Genomic DNA, 16437 nt, shown 5'->3' with positions numbered 1-16437 from the left:
GCGCCAACAATACCCAGCGGACACCGGCCCAACGGGCCGCAACCGGCCGTGTGAGCCGAGGCCCTAGTCTGGTCACGTGCCAGAGGACCGGCTGTACTTTCGTCAACTGCTCTCCGGTCGCGACTTCGCCGCCGGCGACATGATGGCGACGCAGATGCGCAACTTCGCCTACCTGATCGGCGACCGGCAAACCGGCGACTGCGTCGTCGTCGACCCGGCGTACGCCGCGGGCGACCTGCTCGACGCGCTCGAGGCCGACGGCATGCACCTGTCGGGGGTGCTGGTGACCCATCACCACCCCGACCACGTGGGCGGGTCCATGATGGGCTTCGCGCTGGCGGGCCTGGCCGAACTGCTGGAGCGGGCACCGGTGCCGGTGCACGTCAATACCCATGAGGCACTGTGGGTTTCGCGTGTCACCGGGATAAGCCGCAGCGACCTGACCTCCCACGAGAACCATGACAAGGTCAGCATCGGCGACATCGAGATCGAGTTGCTGCACACCCCCGGCCACACGCCGGGCAGCCAGTGCTTCCTGCTCGACGGCCGCCTGGTCGCCGGTGACACGTTGTTCTTGGAGGGCTGCGGGCGCACCGACTTCCCCGGCGGTGACTCCGATGAGATGTACCGCAGCCTGCAGCGGCTCGCGACCCTGCCCGGTGACCCGACCGTGTTTCCCGGCCATTGGTATTCGGCGGAGCCCAGCGCCTCGCTCTCGGAGGTCAAGCGTTCCAACTACGTGTATCGGGCCGCGGACCTCGACCAATGGCGAATGCTGATGGGCGGCTGAGCGGCCCGGGGATCGCTCGGTGATGGCCATCCGGCGGCCGCCTTCTGTGATATAAGCGGAGGGTGGATTCCATGGGTTGGATCCAGGACAGCTGGCATGAAGTCACGCACGTCGGGTCCGGCACCTGGATTGCGTGGGCAGCGTGGGCGGCGATCGTCCTGGCAGTGGTCACGCTGGTCTTCACCAACAGCCAGATCAACCGCAATCGCCGCGCGGCGGCCGAGCAGACCCGCCCGCACGTCGCGATGTTCATGGAGCCGCATTCGGCCGACTGGCACGTGATCGAGCTGGTGGTCCGCAATTTCGGCCGGACCGCGGCCTACGACATCAGCTTTTCCTTTGACAATCCCCCCACGGTGGCCGAGTACGAAAACGCCACCGACGGCTACGCCGACGTCGTCGAATTGCGGCTTCCCAGCGAGCTGCCGATGCTGGCCCCGGGCCAGGAATGGCGCATGGTGTGGGATTCCGCGCTCGACCGCGCCGAGATCGGCAGCGGCATCGAATCCCGCTTCACCGGCACCGTGACCTATTACGACCGGCCGGATCGGCCGCACGCCCGGCGGTTCTGGCAGCGCGAGCGTTCGCCGCTGCAGACCGACGTGGTGCTGGATTGGGACGCTCTGCCGCCCGTGCAGCGCATCGAGTTGATGACCACCCATGACCTGGCGAAGCGGGAGAAGGAGAAGCTGGAGCTGCTGCGCGGCCTGCTGACCTACTTCCACTACGCCAGCAAGGAAACCCGTCCCGAGGTGTTCCGCAGCGAGATCGAGCGGATCAACGCCGCGGTCCGGGAAACCCAGGACCGATGGCGCACCCGCCAACTCGACGAACCCACCGATGTCAGCCTGCGCTGGAGTAACGCCGAAGACGACCTGGGCAAACACCACAGCCAGCCCGCCTGACGGCAAGGAGCAACCGATGACCGCCCCGGTTCACTACAGCACCAAAGACTCCATCGCCGTCATCAAGATGGACGACGGCAAGGTCAACGCGCTGGGCCCGACCATGCAGCAGGCGCTCAACGACGCGATCGACCGGGCCGAGGCGGACAACGTCGGGGCGCTGGTGATCACCGGGAACGAGCGGGTGTTCAGCGGGGGCTTCGACCTGAAGATCCTCACCTCCGGCGAGGTGCAGCCCGCGATCGACATGCTGCGCGGCGGATTCGAGCTGGCGCATCGCCTGCTGTCCCATCCGAAGCCGGTGGTGATGGCCTGCACCGGCCACGCCATCGCGATGGGGGCGTTTTTGCTGTCGGCGGGTGATCACCGAATTGCCGCGCACGCGTACAACATCCAGGCCAACGAGGTCGCGATCGGTATGGTCATCCCCTATGCCGCCCTGGAAATCATGAAGCTGCGGTTGACGCCGTCGGCCTACCAGCAAGCCAGCGGGCTGGCCAAGACCTTCTTCGGTGAAACCGCCCTCGCCGCAGGCTTTATCGACGAGATCGTGTTGCCCGAGGTGGTGGTCGACCGCGCCGAGGAGGCCGCGCGGGAGTTCGCCGGGCTGCATCAGCGCGCGCACGCCGCCACCAAGCTGCGCGCCCGCGCCGACGCCCTGGCGGCCATCCGCGCCGGCATCGACGGGATCGAAGCCGAATTCGGCGTGTGATCTGCTAAGGGCGTCCGCCCGCCTCGGTTCGCGTGCCGCTGCCGGGGAAGTCACCGGAATGACCATAGATCGCATCGCGGACCCGTGGGGAACGCGGACCCCGCAGGTCTTGATGAGCTGAAACGGCGAACGCGGTGGCCGCCAATGGCCGCCACCGCGTTCAGCTCGCCTCCTCGACGCCAGTCTGGCACGTGCGCGGCGTGCCGTCACTTCACTCGGCAACTCCGTGTCAGTCGTCGGCCGCAACCCATTGATAGGGAAGGAATTTCCCGTCGAACGTCACCACGACACGGTCGCCGGACGGGTGCGGCTTCTTCTGCACGTCGAGGCTGAAGTTGATCGCGCTCATGATGCCGTCGCCGAACTGCTCGGCGATCACCTCCTTGAGGGCGCCGCCATAAACCTGCAGGGCCTCGTAGAAGCGGTAGATGGTGGGGTCGGTGGGGACCGCGGTGGGCAGTCCGCCGCGCATGGGCGGCGCCGCCAGCACCGCTACCGCGGACTCGTCGAGCTTGAGTTTTTCGGCCAGAACCTTGGCCTGCTCCACCGGAATCGGATGCTGGCCGAGCAGCGCGGCGGTGGTCCACAGCAGCGGCCGGTCGATCGCGTCGGCCAGCTCCTGCCACGTCAGCCCTTGACGGAGCCGGGCTAAAACGACCTGTTCGGTGATTTCGGTTCTGTTCATAGCGCTCAAGCATGCCCTGCGGTCCGGCCCGGCGCAGTCGCGCGCTTCGGCATACTCAAACGTTATGGCTGAAGTGGTCGATCCCCTGCTGCTGGGCCAGCGCGTGGTGGCAAGGGAAGCGTAGTTGCGCCGAGCCGTGTCCGGACCACTGATGCTTCGCCGTTTCAGCTAGCGCATGCGCTAGCTGAAACGGTGGCGATATCTACCCACCCCCTGCCGGATACAGCTCCCTACCCGCCCGGGCTCATTCCGGCTTGGTGGCGGTGACCAAGCGGGTGGAGAACCAGGGGCCGCCGTACCACATGCGCCAGCCGAGATTGCGCCGCCGCACGTTGCGCCAGCCGAGTTCGCGCAGCCGGGCGGCGTGTTGGCGCGTCTCCCACAGGTCGGCGATGGCGAGCCGCCCGCCCGGCCGCAGCACGCGCGCGGCTTCCTCGAGCGCCCGGCGCCGGCCGGCGTGGCCGGGGATGTTGTGGATGGCCAGGTTGCTGACGATCACGTCGACGCTTACGTCGGCGAAGGGCAGCGCGGTCATGTCCGCGGTGTGCAATTCGATCCGATCGGCGACGCCTTCGGCCACCGCGTTGGCCAGCGTGGCCCGCTCGGAGTTGTCGGTCTGGTCGGCCTGCCACAGGTCGACGCCGATCGCGCGGCCCCGGGGCAACCGCTTGGCCGTCGCCAGCAACACCGCGCCCCGGCCGCAGCCGAGGTCGAGCACGGTTTCGTCGCCCGCCAGGCGCAGGTCGCTGAGAACCCGGTCCCAGACCACGAATTTTCCGGCCCGGGTGGCGTACATGTACAGGGCGACGGCGCCCGCGACGCCGGCGGACGACACCGCGGCCAAGGCCGCCCGCAGCCGCTTGCCGCGCGCCCAGCTGATTCCGGCGAACGCGGCCAGGCCGGCAGCCTGAGCGGCGATGCCTACTGCCTGCGCGCGCGGCGACACGGTGTGAAAGGAACCGTCTATTCCGTAGTCGCCGCGATGGTCGTGCACGCCGATCATCTTACGACCAAGGCGCCGAAGGTTTTTCACCGTGCGCGCTACCAACGGCCGTGGTGTACCACCTCGGCGAACGGCCGCCGGTTCGGCTTGCGGATCGGCGCGAGCGGGCGATCGGCGGGGTAGCCCAGGCCGAGCAGGAAAGCCACCAGGTACTCGTCGGGCACGCCCAAAATGGCGCGCGCCTTGTCCTGCTCGCCCACCGACGAATGACCGGTCCCGATCCCCAGGTCGGTGGCGGCGATCATCATCGCCATGGTGGCCTGGCCGACGTCGTAGTTGTCGGTCACCACTCGGCGCTCGTCGGGCGGCACCGGGACCACGATGGCGATCGCGGCCGCCGCCCCGGCGATGTGACCGGCGCCCCGCCAGACCGTGGACAGCTCGGCCAGCTGGTCGCCGTCGGTGACGATGACGAAGTCCCACGGCTGGCGGTTCTTCGCCGAGGGCGCGCGCCAGCCCGCTTCGGCGATGCGGTCCAGGTCCTCGGCCGGTATCGGCTTGCGCTGGTACTCCCGGACATTGCGACGTGCACGAATCGCGTCCCAAGCTTCCATCTGGTTGCCTCCAGTAACTGTTTTCCCGCGTCAACCGGCGTAGGATCTGGTGAATTCCCAGGTGGCGATTGCGCGTTCGCCCGCAGTCTAGCCGCGACACATGTGAGTGCACGGGCGCCAACGCAGCCAAACACCTTGGGCCACAGCTCAACACGTTCTGCGCGAGACGGCCGCGGTTGCCGGCCGGTTGGGTTTGACTATCGCGTTTCCGGGAAGCCGGGGTGAACCAAATGAGCGGCCCGCTCGTCAACAACCGAATGGCCCCGAGTCAGAAAGGCGGGTACCCGCCGTGGCAGAGCACCTGACGCCGCACTTCGAAGAGGTCCAGGCCCATTACGACCTGTCCGACGACTTCTTCCGGTTGTTCCTCGACCCCACCATGACGTATAGCTGCGCGTACTGGGATCGCAACCGGGACATATCGCTGGAAGAGGCGCAACTGCGCAAGATGGACCTCTCGCTGGGCAAGCTGGGCCTGCGACCGGGCATGACGTTGCTGGACATCGGGTGCGGCTGGGGCGGCACGATGCGCCGCGCGCTGGAGAACTACGACGTCAACGTCATCGGTCTGACCCTGTCCGAGCACCAGGCCGCGCACGTGCAGAAGCTCCTCGACTCGTTGGACACCGAACGCAGCAAGCAGGTGCTGCTGCACGGCTGGGAAGAGTTCGACGGGTACGCCGACCGGATCGTCTCCATCGGCGCGTTCGAGCACTTCGGCTACGACCGCTACGACGACTTCTTCGCGATGGCCCACCGCACCCTGCCCGAGGACGGGGTGATGCTGTTGCACACCATCACCATGCTGACCCCGCAGCAGATCGTCGAGCGTGAGCTGCCGATGACCGAGGAGCAGACGAGCTTCAACGAGTTCATCGCCACCGAGATCTTCCCGGGCGGCCAGCTGCCGGCGATCGAGATCGTGGAGTTCCACGCCTCGAAGATGGGCTTCAACCTGAAACGCAGGCAGTCGCTGCGGTTGCACTACGCCCGCACCCTCGACCACTGGGCCGAGGCCTTGCAGGCGCACCACCGCGAGGCCGTCGAGATCCAGTCCGAAGAGGTCTACCAGCGCTACATGCGGTACCTGACGGGCTGCGCCGACGCATTCCGGGCCGGATACATCGACGTCAACCAGTTCACGCTGGCGAAGTAGGCCACCGCGTCGGTATCGGGGTTTATCGTGACACCGCAATGCCGCTTCATCTGCACCGTGCCGAGCGCACCGATCTCCTGGCCGACGGCCTCGGCGCCCTGCTGGCCAACCCGTTGCCCGACCCGTTCGCCACCGAACTGGTCGTGGTGCCCGCGCGCGGCGTGGAGCGTTGGCTCAGCCAGCGGCTGTCCCATGTGCTCGGCGCGCGCGGCGGCGACGGGGTGTGCGCCGGGGTGGCGTTTCGCAGCCCGGGCTCGTTGATCGCCGAGATCACCGGCACCGCCGACGACGATCCGTGGTCACCGGACGCCATGGTGTGGCCCCTGCTGGAGGCGATCGACTGCTCGCTGGACGAACCGTGGTGCCGCACGCTGGCATCGCATGTCGGTCATTTCCACACCGGCGCGGAGGCCGAGCTGCGCCAGGGCAGGCGATACGAGGTCGCGCGCCGGCTGGCCGGGCTGTTCGACTCCTACGCCCGGCAACGCCCGCAGCTGCTCGTCGACTGGGGCAACGGGGACATCGGTGATCTCGACGAGGACCTGCACTGGCAGCCGCAGCTGTGGCGGGCGCTGGTCGCGCGGGTCGCCGCCGACCCGCCGCACGTCCGTCACGGGAAGACCATCGCGCGGCTGAAGGCGGCGCCCAGCGCGCTGCCGCCGCGGCTGTCGCTGTTCGGGCATACCCGATTGGCCCGCACCGACGTCGAGCTGTTGGAGGCGGTGGCCGCCCACCACGAGCTGCATCTGTGGCTACCGCACCCCAGCGACGAGCTGTGGCGCGCGCTGGCCGGCGCGCATGGCGCGATTCCCCGGCGCGACGACGTCAGCCATCGCGCGGTGTCCCATCCGCTGCTCGCGACGCTGGGACGCGACCTGCGTGAACTGCAACGCAGCCTGCCGGCGGACGCGCGGACGGACGACTACCTACCCGGCGACGTCCGCCCGGACACGCTGCTCGGCTGGCTGCAGTCCGACATCGCCGCCAATGCCGTTCGCCCACTTGGGCGCACGCTGGCCGCCGACGACCGATCGGTGCAGATCCACAACTGCCACGGTCCGGCCCGCCAGGTCGACGTGCTGCGCGAGGTGCTGCTCGGCCTGTTGCAGGACGACCCGACGCTCGAGCCGCGCGACATCCTGGTGATGTGCCCGGACATCGAGACCTACGCGCCGCTGATCGTGGCCGACTTCGGCCTGGGCGACGTGGTGCACGGCGCGCATCCGGCCCACCAGCTGCGCGTGCGGCTGGCGGACCGCTCGCCGATCCAGACCAATCCGCTGCTGGGGGTGGCCGCGCAGCTGCTGGCGCTGGCGGCCGGCCGGGTGACGGCCAGCGAGGTGCTCAACCTGGCGCAGGCCCCGCCCGTGCGTGCGCAATTCGGGCTCACCGACGACGATTTGGAGGCCATCACCCGCTGGGTCCGGCAGGCCAACATCCGGTGGGGATTGGATCAGCAGCATCGCCGGCCCTATCACGTCGACTTCGTACACAACACATGGCGTTTCGGCATCGACCGGATCCTGGCCGGCGTCGCGATGTCGGACGATTCGAACGCGTGGATCGACGCGACGCTGCCACTTGACGACGTCAGCAGCAATCGCGTCCAATTGGCCGGCCAGTTCGCCGAATTCGTCGCGCGGCTCCAGCATGTCCTGGACTCGCTCACCGGCGCCCGGCCGCTGACCGAATGGCTGGCCACCCTGACCGACGGCGTCACCATGCTGACCCGGGTCAGCGATGCGGACGCCTGGCAGACCGGTCAGATGCAACGCGAGTTCGCCCAGACCGCCGCGCACGCCGGATCCCGCGGCGACACCCCCCTGCGGCTGGCCGACGTTCGCGCGCTGCTGACGCGGCGCCTCTCCGGTCGGCCGACCCGGGCCAACTTCCGCACCGGCACCCTCACGGTGTGCACCATGGTGCCGATGCGCTCGGTGCCACACCGGGTGGTGTGCCTGGTGGGCCTCGACGACGGGCTGTTCCCACGGCTCGGCATCGTCGACGGTGACGACGCGCTGGCCCGCTGCCCGATGACCGGCGAACGCGACATCCGTTCCGAGGACCGGCAACTGCTGCTCGACGCGATCGGCGCGGCCACCGAGAAATTGGTCATCACCTACACCGGCGCCAACGAGTACTCGGGGCAGCCGCGTCCCCCGGCGGTGCCGCTGGCCGAACTGCTCGACACCCTCGACGTGACCACGCCGGTCAAGGTGCGCGACCGCATCGTCGTCCAACATCCGTTGCAGCCCTTCGACATTCGCAATGTGATCCCTGGCCGGCTGGTGCCGGACGTGCCGTTCAGTTTCGACCCCACGGTGTTGCGCGCGGCACGCGCCACCGCCGGCGACCACAGCGCACGACCGAAATTCATCTCGGCGCCGCTGCCCCCACCGCCGGCGGACGACGTCATCCTCGCCGACCTCGTCGGCTTCTTCAAGGATCCGGTCAAGGGCTTCTTCCGCGCGCTGGAATTCACGCTGCCCTACGACGTCGACGGCGTGCAGGACGCGATCCCGGTCGACATCGACGGCCTCGAGGAGTGGACGGTCGGCGACCGGATGCTGGGCGACATCCTGCGCGGCATGACACCCGACGATGCGCGGCAAGCCGAGTGGCGCCGCGGCACGCTGCCCCCGGGCCAGCTGGGCTGGCGCAAGGTCACCGAGATCCGGGACCAGGCGGCACTGTTGGCGCGCGAGGCGATGCGTCACATGGAGAGTCAGCGCCCGGCGGCCGCCTACGACGTCGACGTCGACCTCGGCGGCGGGCGACGCCTCACCGGCACGGTGTCACCGGTGTACGGCGACCGGTTGGTGTCGGTGACGTATTCCCGGCTGGACGGCAAGCATCTGCTCGAATCGTGGATCCCATTGCTGGCGTTGGTCGCTCATGACCCCGGCCGGGATTGGTCGGCGGTGTGCATCGGCCGCATGCGCCGGGGGACCACCACCCGGGTGGAGGGCCTGGGGCGGCCGCGCGAGGGTGAGGACGCCACCGAGATACTGCGCGAGCTGGTGGCGGTCTACGACGCCGGGCGGCGTGAACCGATTCCCTTGCCCATCAAGACGTCCTACGCCTGGGCGGCCGCCCGGCACGGCGGCGAGGACCCGGTGACCGAGGCCCGTTACCGGTGGAGATCCAGTGACCGCTTTCCGGGTGAGGACCAGGCCCCGGCGCACGTGCGGGCGTGGGGAAAGGGAGCCCCGCTCGACGAGCTGATGCAACCCGTGCGGCCGGGCGAGGAGTGCGACGGCGAGGACAACCGGCTCGGCGCCTACGCCGCCCGGGTCTGGCTGCCGATGCTGCGCGCCGAGCGGGAGCCGGTGTAGATGGAACGCTTTGACCTGTTGGGTCCGCTGCCGGCCGAGCGGTCCACCACGGTGCTGGAGGCCAGCGCGGGAACCGGCAAGACTTTCGCGCTGGCTTCGCTGGTGACCCGATATGTCGCCGAGGGCGTGGCGGCGCTGGACCAGATGCTGCTCATCACCTTCGGCCGGGCCGCCAGCCAGGAGCTGCGCGAACGCGTCCGCTGTCAAATGGTCGACGCGGTACGCGCTTTCGCCGATCCGTTGACCGTCGGCGACAACCAGGTGGTGGCGCACCTGCTCGAGGGCACCGACGAGCAGCGCGCGGCGCGCCGGCAGCGTCTCCGTGACGCGCTGGCCGGTTTCGACGCGGCGACGATCGCCACTACCCACCAGTTCTGCCAGCTGGTGTTGCGCTCGCTCGGCGTGGCCGGCGACACCGCCGCGAGCGTGACGTTGCTCGACAGCCTCGATGACCTGGTGACCGAGATCGTCGACGATCTGTACCTGGCCCACTTCGGCCAGGAACGCGACGATCCGGTGCTGCACTACCGCGAGGCGCTGCGGCTGGCCCGCGAGGTGGTGAAGAACCCGTCGACCCAGCTGCGGCCGCGCGACCCGGATCCGGACTCGCGGGCCGCCGTCAGCCTCAGGTTCGCCAATGATGTTCTGGCCGAACTGGATACGCGTAAGCGGCGGCTGGGCGTGCTCGGCTATGACGACCTGCTGATCCGGCTGGCCGAGGCGCTGGCCACCGAGGGCTCTCCCGCCCGGCTGCGCATGCATCAACGCTGGCCGATCGTCATGGTCGACGAGTTCCAGGACACCGACCCGGTGCAGTGGCAAGTGATCGACCGGGCGTTCAGCGGGCGCTCCACCGTGATTCTCATCGGCGACCCGAAGCAGGCGATCTATGCGTTTCGCGGCGGTGACATCGTCACGTATCTGCGGGCGGCCGAGACGGCGGGCCAGCGCAAAACGCTGGACACCAACTGGCGCAGCGACTCCGCGCTGCTGCAACGGTTGCAAGTGGTGCTGCGCGGCGCGCAGCTCGGTGACCCCGCGATCGTCGTGAACGACGTCGACGCGCATCACCGCGGCCACCGGCTCGCCGGTGCGCCGCACAACGAGCCGTTCCGGCTGCGCGTGGTGGCGCGGAAGACGTTGGGCCGCCGCGGTATTGCGAACCTTCCGATCGACCAGGTGCGCGAGCACATCGGGGCGGACCTCGCGTCGGACATCCGCGCGCTGCTGGCCAGCGGTGCCACCTTCGGCGGCAGACCGCTGCAGGCCCGCGACATCGCGGTGATCGTGGAGAAGCACCGAGACGCGCACGCCTGCTTCACCGCGCTCTGCGATGCGGGCGTTCCCGCGGTCTACACCGGCAACTCCGACGTGTTCACCTCCGAGGCGGCCGAGGACTGGCTGTGCCTGCTGGAAGCCTTCGATCAACCGCACCGGCCCGGCATGGTGCGCGCGGCCGCGGCGACGATGTTCTTCGGCGAGACGGCCGAGTCGCTGGTGGCCGGCGGCGACGCGCTCACGGATCGGATCGCGAAAACCTTGCGGGAGTGGGCCGGTCACGCCCGCGAACGCGGCGTCGCGGCCATCTTCGAGGCCGCTCAATTGCTGGGCATGGGCAACCGCGTGCTCGCCTGGCAGGGCGGCGAGCGGCACATGACCGACCTGGCCCATGTCACCCAGCTGCTGCAGGATGTCGCGCACCGCGAGCACTACAGCCTGCCCGCGCTGCGCGATTGGCTGCGCCGGCAGCGTGACGAGCGCAGCGGCGCGCCGGAACGCAATCGCCGGCTCGACAGCGACGCCGCCGCCGTCCAGATCATGACCGTCTTCGTCAGCAAGGGCCTGCAGTACCCGATCGTGTACCTGCCGTTCGCGTTCAATCGCAACACCCAGGACAGCGACGTGGTGCTGTTCCACGATGAGGACGGCACGCGTTGCCTGCACGTCGGGGGCAAGGACAGCCCCGACTTCAAAACCGTTGAGCGACTGGGCCGCAAAGAGGACGCCAGCGACGACAGCCGCCTGACCTACGTCGCGCTCACCAGGGCGCAGTCCCAGGTGGTGGCGTGGTGGTCGCCGGCGTACTACGAGCCCAACGGCGGCCTGTCGCGGCTGCTGCGCGGCCGCCGGCCCGGCGAGCCGGTGGTGCCGGACCGGTGCGAACCCGCGAAGGTCTCCGACGACGACGCCCTGGCCCGGCTGCGCGAGTGGGAGGCGGCCGGCGGCCCGGTCATCGAGGAGTCGCTGGTGGCGGCGGCCCCGACGCTGCCCGCCGGGCCGGTGCCCGCGCGCCTGGAGAATCGCCACTTCCACCGCGGCATCGACACCGGCTGGCGGCGCACCTCGTATTCCGGTCTGATCCGGGCGGCGCAAACCAGCGGGGTGGGCAGCGAACCCGAAATCGACGAGCTTGACGACGAAGCCGGCGACATCCCGTTGGTGTCCGCGGTGTCCGGGCCGGACGTGCCCTCGCCGATGGCCGACCTTCCCGCGGGCGCCACGTTCGGCACGCTGGTGCACGCCGTGCTGGAGACGGCCGACCCCTTCGCTGCGGACCTGGCCGCCGAGCTGGAGGCGCACATCCGGACGCACTCAACGTGGTGGCCGGTTGCCGTTGCCCCCGAGGAGCTGGCCGCGGCGATGGTGCCGATGCACGACACGCCGCTGGGTGCGTTGACGGGCGGGATCACGCTGCGCCAGATCGGATTGTCAGACCGCCTGCGCGAGCTGGACTTTGAGCTGCCGCTGGCCGGCGGCGACCGTCGGTCGACGGCTACCCCGGTCCGGCTGGCGGATCTGGCGCCGCTGTTGCGCGAGCACCTGCCGCACGACGACGTGCTGGCATCGTATGCCGACCGGCTGGCCGAACCGGGCCTGGGCGATCAGTCGCTGCGCGGATACCTCACCGGTTCCGTCGACGCCGTGCTCCGCGTTCCGGACGGCACCGGGCACCGGTTCGTGGTGGTGGATTACAAGACGAACCGGCTCGGGGAACCGGAGCGACCGCTGACCGCCGCCGACTACGACCGGCCACGGATGGCCGAGGCGATGTTGCATTCGGACTATCCGCTGCAGGCGCTACTGTATTGCGCTGTGCTGCACCGGTTTTTGCGGTGGCGGTTGGCGGATTACGACCCGAGCCGGCATCTCGGCGGCGTCCTGTATCTGTTCCTGCGGGGCATGTGTGGTGCCGACACGCCGGTGCTCGACGGCCACCCGGCGGGGGTCTTCGATTGGCGGCCGCCCTGGCCGTTGGTTGCGGCGCTGTCGGACCTGCTCGACGCGCGGGGGGTGGCCGCGTGACGGTCGAAGCGATGTTCGCGACCGGGCTGCTGCGCACGTTCGCCGATGCCGGCGTTTTCGAGACCGCCGATATCCATGTCGCGCAACGGCTTACGGCACTCACCGGCGAGCCCGACGAGCGGGTGGCGCTCGCGGTCGCCCTGGTGGTGCGCGCGCTGCGGGGCGGGTCGGTGTGCGTCGATCTGCGCGCGGTACCCGCGCAGGTGAGTGCGCCCGACCTGGCCTGGCCGGAGGCCGACGACTGGATGGCGGCGGTGCGGGCCAACGCAATGCTGCAGACGCCGCCAGTGCTGAGGCTGCTCGGGGATCTGCTGTACTTCGACAGGTACTGGCTCGAGGAAGAGCAAGTGTGCACCGACCTGCTGGCGCTTTCGGTGACGCCCGCCAGCGTCGAATCAGCCACCTACGACCGGCTTTTCCCGTCCGGGTACAACGAGCAGCGGGCCGCCGCCGAGATCGCGGTGTCGCAGGCGCTGACCGTGTTGACCGGCGGGCCCGGGACCGGCAAGACCACCACGATCGCCCGCCTGCTCGCCCTGCTGGTCGAACAGGCCGAGCGTGCCGGCCGGCCCCGTCCCCGGATCGCGCTGGCCGCACCGACCGGCAAGGCGGCGGCCCGGCTGGCCGAAGCGGTGGCCGCGGGAATCCAGGAGCTGCCCGCGGCGGACAGGGCGCGGCTGACGGGTCTTCCGGGAACCACGCTGCATCGGCTGCTGGGGCCCCGGCCGGATACGTCGGTGCGGTTCAAGCACAATCGCGGCAATCGGCTGCCACACGACGTCATCGTGGTGGACGAAACGTCGATGGTGTCGTTGACCATGATGGCCCGGCTGGTCGAAGCCGTCCGGCCGGACACCCGGCTGATCCTGGTCGGCGACCCCGACCAGTTGGCCTCGGTGGAAGCGGGTGCGGTGCTGGCCGACCTGGTGGACGGGTTGGCCGGTCGCGACGATGTCCGGGTGGCCGCCCTGCGCACCCCGCACCGATACGGCACGTCGATCGGCGCCCTGGCCGAGGCGATCCGGGTCGGTGACGCGGACCGTGTCCTGGAGTTGTTGACGGCAGGCGGTGAACACGTCGAGTGGGTGGACTCCGAGCGCCCGGCCGGCCGGTTGCGTGAGGTGCTGGTTGCGCACGCGTTGCGGCTGCGCTCGGCCGCGCTGCTGGGCGCGGTGCCACAGGCCTTGGCCACCTTGGACGAACATCGCTTGCTGTGTGCGCACCGCGAGGGGCCCTACGGCGCGACGCACTGGAATAGCCAGGTGCAGAAGTGGATTGGCGAAGCGACCGGACAGCCGGCCTGGTCCCAGTGGTATGCCGGGCGTCCCCTGCTGGTGACGGCGAACGACTACGGGCTGCGCCTCTACAACGGCGACACGGGCGTGACGGTGGCCGGCGCGGACGGGCTGCGGGCCGTCATCGCCGGCGCGACCGGCCCGCTGGATTTCGCGACCAGCCGCCTCGGCGAGGTGGAGACCATGCACGCCATGACCATCCACAAGAGCCAGGGCAGCCAGGCCGACGAGGTGACGGTGCTGATACCGCCGGAGGATTCGCGACTGCTGACGCGCGAACTGTTCTACACCGCGGTGACGCGCGCGAAGACCAAGGTGCGGGTGGTGGGCCCCGAGGCGTCGGTCCGCGCGGCGATCGAACGCCGGGCGCTGCGGGCCACCGGGTTGCGGCAGCGGCTGCGGTCGGTCAGGTAAGTGCGGGGCCGGCCTGGCCAGCGCTTTGGGAGCGTGCCCGCCAGCGCGCCCGCCGTGTGTGCGCCGCGGCTGAAACCGAATATGTACACCGCGTCGCCGGGCGGCCAGTGCTCCATTACGTACCAGTATGCTTGTGCCACATTGTCTTTCAGGCCCGACCCGAACGCCTTCTCGGTCAGCACAGCGAACCAGCGGCGTTCCCGGGGGCCCCGCACCGCCCCGTGTTGGAAATGGCCGGATGGGGTGGGCGGGCAGCGGTGCGGAAGAATCACGGTCGACATGGACGACGACGACGCTCCCGCACCGGCACCGCGGCCCGGCTCGCGGCGTGCCCACATCGCGCGGCTCGCCGTGTTCGCCGCGTTTCTGGCCGTGGTCTTCTATCTGGTGGCCGTGGCGCGGGTGATCAACATCGACGAGATCCGGGGCGTGGTGTCGGCCACCGGGCCGGCGGCGCCGCTGACCTACGTGGCGGTCTCGGCGGTGGTCGGCGCGTTGTTCGTTCCCGGCTCGATACTGGCCGCGGGCAGTGGGTTGCTGTTCGGTCCGCTGCTGGGTGTCTTCGTGACGCTGGGCGCGACGGTGGGCACCGCGATCGTCGCCAGTTTCGTCGGTCGTCGCGCCGGCCGCGACAGCGCGCGCGCACTGCTGGGCAGCGCCCGGGCCGATCGCATGGACGCCCTGATCGGGCGCGGCGGGTTGTGGGCGGTCGTCGGCCAGCGCTTCGTCCCCGGCATCTCCGATGCGCTGGCCTCCTATGCGTTCGGGGCTTTCGGAGTTCCGGTGTGGCAGATGGGTGTTGGGGCCTTCATCGGTTCGGCGCCACGGGCATTCGCCTACACCGCGCTGGGCGCGTCGATCGGGAATCGGTCGTCGCCGCTGGCCTACGCAGCGATTGCGGTGTGGTGCGTGAGCGCGATCGTCGGCGCGTTCGCCGCGCATCGCGGCTACCGCAAATGGCGTGGGCACGCGGGCGACGAGCGAGAGCGAAACCCGGCGTCCGAATCCTAGGGCCGCTGGAACGTCGGTCGCGGGCGGCCCGGATTTGTCGGTGGTGGCTGCGATGATGGCGTCATGTCTCCGACCGCGACTGCAGCCAGCGTCGAAGCGTCCCCGAAGGAACGTCTCGGGGAGCTCTTCGACGAACTGGCGGAGCTGACGGGTCAGCGTAATGCGATTGATGGGCGCGTCGTGGAGATCGTGGCCGAGATCGATCGCGACGAGTTGTGCGGGATGACCGGGGCGCGGTCGGTGCCGGCGTTGGTGGCTTGGAAGATGGGGTGTTCGTCGGGGAATGCGCACATGATCGCCACCGTCGCGAGCCGGCTGGAGGAGTTTCCGCGCTGCGCGGCGGGCATGCGGGAGGGCCGGCTGTCGCTGGACCAGGTTGGGGTGATCGCGGCGCGGGCCGGTACAGGGTCTGATGAGCATTACGCCGAGCTCGCCGCGGTGGCCACGGTGAACCAGTTGCGTACCGCGGTCAAGCTGGAACCGCGACCGGACCCCGAGCCCAGGCCCGAAGTCGAGCGCACGTTCACCGCGACCGCCACCGAGCAGGGCAGCTGTTACCGGATCACGCTTCCGCACCCCGATGCGGCGAAGTTCGACGCGGCGGTGGCGTCGCATCGTGAGGCGCTGATCGCCGAGTGGAAGCACGATCAGGCCACCGGCGCGGGTGATCAGCGGCCGCCGTTGCCGGGCACTGTCGAGGCGTTCATGCGCCTGGTGCAGACCGGCTGGGATGTCGAGGCGGCGCGACGCCCGCACGGGCAGCACACCACCGTGGTGGTGCACCTCGACATGGACAAGCGCGCCGCGGCACTGCATCTGGGTCCGTTGCTCTCCGATGCCGACCGCCGCTACCTGACCTGTGATGCCACGTGTGAAGTGTGGTTCGAACGCCGCGGCGAGGTCATCGGTGCCGGAAGGGCGACGCGGGTGATCAACCGGCGGCTGCGCCGCGCGCTGGAGCATCGCGACCGCACCTGCGTGGTGCCGGGTTGTGGTGCCACCCGCGGTCTGCACGCCCATCACCTGCGGCACTGGGAAGACGGCGGCCCCACCGAGTTGGCCAACCTGGTCCTGGTCTGCCCCTCCCATCACCGGTCACATCATCGGGGTGTCATCACCATCAGCGGACCCGCACACGCACTCGTGGTCCGCGACGACGAAGGCCAAGTACTGAGCCCGGGATCGCTGGCACGCCCACCCACGGGACCCCCGCCCACCGTGGCGCCGTGTCCGGGACCGATCGGCGAACGCGCCGACTGGTGGTGGTACACACC

Annotated in this window: 11 protein-coding genes and 2 pseudogenes; 9 read left to right on the top strand and 4 right to left on the bottom strand. The window is 69.6% G+C overall.

From position 1 onward, the window contains the following. The first annotated feature begins 76 nt into the window (after nucleotides 1-76). The 3 genes and pseudogenes from A5646_RS17695 (at nucleotide 77) to A5646_RS17685 (ending at nucleotide 2407) form a co-directional block, all read left to right on the top strand. Entirely contained in the window at nucleotides 77-790 is a 714-nt protein-coding gene (locus tag A5646_RS17695) for an MBL fold metallo-hydrolase (protein ID WP_066869198.1), read from the top strand. Nucleotides 791-861: 71 nt separating this feature from the next. After that, a pseudogene (locus A5646_RS17690) lies at nucleotides 862-1715 on the top strand (hypothetical protein). After that, on the top strand, nucleotides 1712-2407 hold the full coding sequence (locus tag A5646_RS17685) for a crotonase/enoyl-CoA hydratase family protein (protein ID WP_066881182.1): 696 nt from the start codon (nucleotides 1712-1714) through the stop codon (nucleotides 2405-2407). Before A5646_RS17690 ends, A5646_RS17685 begins: the two are co-directional and overlap by 4 nt. Before the next feature lie 229 nt (nucleotides 2408-2636). Here the strand turns inward: A5646_RS17685 and cynS are convergent, their stop codons facing one another. From cynS to A5646_RS17670, 3 genes are all read right to left on the bottom strand, one after another. Further along, nucleotides 2637-3092, bottom strand: coding sequence for a cyanase (gene cynS / locus A5646_RS17680; protein WP_066869190.1), 456 nt, complete (start codon nucleotides 3090-3092; stop codon nucleotides 2637-2639). Between the two features lie 244 nt (nucleotides 3093-3336). Continuing rightward, a complete protein-coding gene (locus A5646_RS17675) occupies nucleotides 3337-4086 on the bottom strand; it encodes a class I SAM-dependent methyltransferase (protein WP_066881195.1) in 750 nt (249 codons plus the stop codon). Between the two features lie 47 nt (nucleotides 4087-4133). Then, the gene (locus A5646_RS17670; protein ID WP_066869187.1) at nucleotides 4134-4649 is read right to left on the bottom strand and encodes a nitroreductase family protein; all 516 of its coding nucleotides are present in this window, start codon (nucleotides 4647-4649) and stop codon (nucleotides 4134-4136) included. 289 nt (nucleotides 4650-4938) lie between these two features. Between A5646_RS17670 and A5646_RS17665 the strand changes: the two genes are divergently transcribed. From A5646_RS17665 to recD, 4 genes are read left to right on the top strand one after another with little or no spacing between them, the layout of a single operon-like run. Then, nucleotides 4939-5805: a cyclopropane mycolic acid synthase family methyltransferase gene (locus A5646_RS17665; protein WP_066881184.1), complete on the top strand. Its 867-nt coding sequence runs from the start codon at nucleotides 4939-4941 to the stop codon at nucleotides 5803-5805. 38 nt (nucleotides 5806-5843) lie between these two features. Beyond that, complete coding sequence (gene recC, locus A5646_RS17660; RefSeq protein WP_066881186.1) at nucleotides 5844-9140, top strand: exodeoxyribonuclease V subunit gamma; 3297 nt, start codon at nucleotides 5844-5846, stop codon at nucleotides 9138-9140. Then, nucleotides 9141-12443 carry an exodeoxyribonuclease V subunit beta gene (gene recB / locus A5646_RS17655; protein ID WP_066881188.1) on the top strand — a complete coding sequence of 1101 codons (3303 nt, stop codon included), beginning with the start codon at nucleotides 9141-9143 and terminating at the stop codon, nucleotides 12441-12443. An 11-nt stretch (nucleotides 12444-12454) separates the two neighbouring features. Beyond that, on the top strand, nucleotides 12455-14152 hold the full coding sequence (gene recD, locus A5646_RS17650) for an exodeoxyribonuclease V subunit alpha (RefSeq protein WP_066881197.1): 1698 nt from the start codon (nucleotides 12455-12457) through the stop codon (nucleotides 14150-14152). Nucleotides 14153-14193: 41 nt separating this feature from the next. Here recD and A5646_RS30000 read toward each other — a convergent pair. After that, nucleotides 14194-14433 (bottom strand): annotated as a pseudogene (locus A5646_RS30000) (DUF2235 domain-containing protein); the annotation flags it as partial. On the opposite strand from A5646_RS30000, the gene A5646_RS17645 reads away from it, so the two are divergent. Together A5646_RS17645 and A5646_RS17640 are read left to right on the top strand one after the other, a co-directional pair. Beyond that, nucleotides 14432-15163, top strand: coding sequence for a TVP38/TMEM64 family protein (locus A5646_RS17645; protein ID WP_067023083.1), 732 nt, complete (start codon nucleotides 14432-14434; stop codon nucleotides 15161-15163). The pseudogene A5646_RS30000 and the gene A5646_RS17645 overlap by 2 nt on opposite strands. Before the next feature lie 63 nt (nucleotides 15164-15226). Further along, on the top strand, nucleotides 15227-16437 hold a 1211-nt coding region (locus tag A5646_RS17640; RefSeq protein ID WP_067023079.1), incomplete at its 3' end, for an HNH endonuclease signature motif containing protein.

Source organism: Mycobacterium sp. 1245499.0 (genome assembly GCF_001673615.1).
Taxonomy (GTDB): Bacteria; Actinomycetota; Actinomycetes; order Mycobacteriales; family Mycobacteriaceae; genus Mycobacterium; species Mycobacterium europaeum_A.
This window is presented reverse-complemented; position numbering and strand designations above follow the sequence as displayed.

Coding starts and splice junctions, on each gene's coding strand:
- recB (WP_066881188.1), top strand. CDS start 9,141: ATGGAACGCTTTGACCTGTTGGGTCCGCTGCCGGCCGAGCGGTCCACC.
- A5646_RS17670 (WP_066869187.1), bottom strand. CDS start 4,649: ATGGAAGCTTGGGACGCGATTCGTGCACGTCGCAATGTCCGGGAGTAC.
- recC (WP_066881186.1), top strand. CDS start 5,844: ATGCCGCTTCATCTGCACCGTGCCGAGCGCACCGATCTCCTGGCCGAC.
- A5646_RS17645 (WP_067023083.1), top strand. CDS start 14,432: ATGGACGACGACGACGCTCCCGCACCGGCACCGCGGCCCGGCTCGCGG.
- cynS (WP_066869190.1), bottom strand. CDS start 3,092: ATGAACAGAACCGAAATCACCGAACAGGTCGTTTTAGCCCGGCTCCGT.
- recD (WP_066881197.1), top strand. CDS start 12,455: ATGTTCGCGACCGGGCTGCTGCGCACGTTCGCCGATGCCGGCGTTTTC.
- A5646_RS17685 (WP_066881182.1), top strand. CDS start 1,712: ATGACCGCCCCGGTTCACTACAGCACCAAAGACTCCATCGCCGTCATC.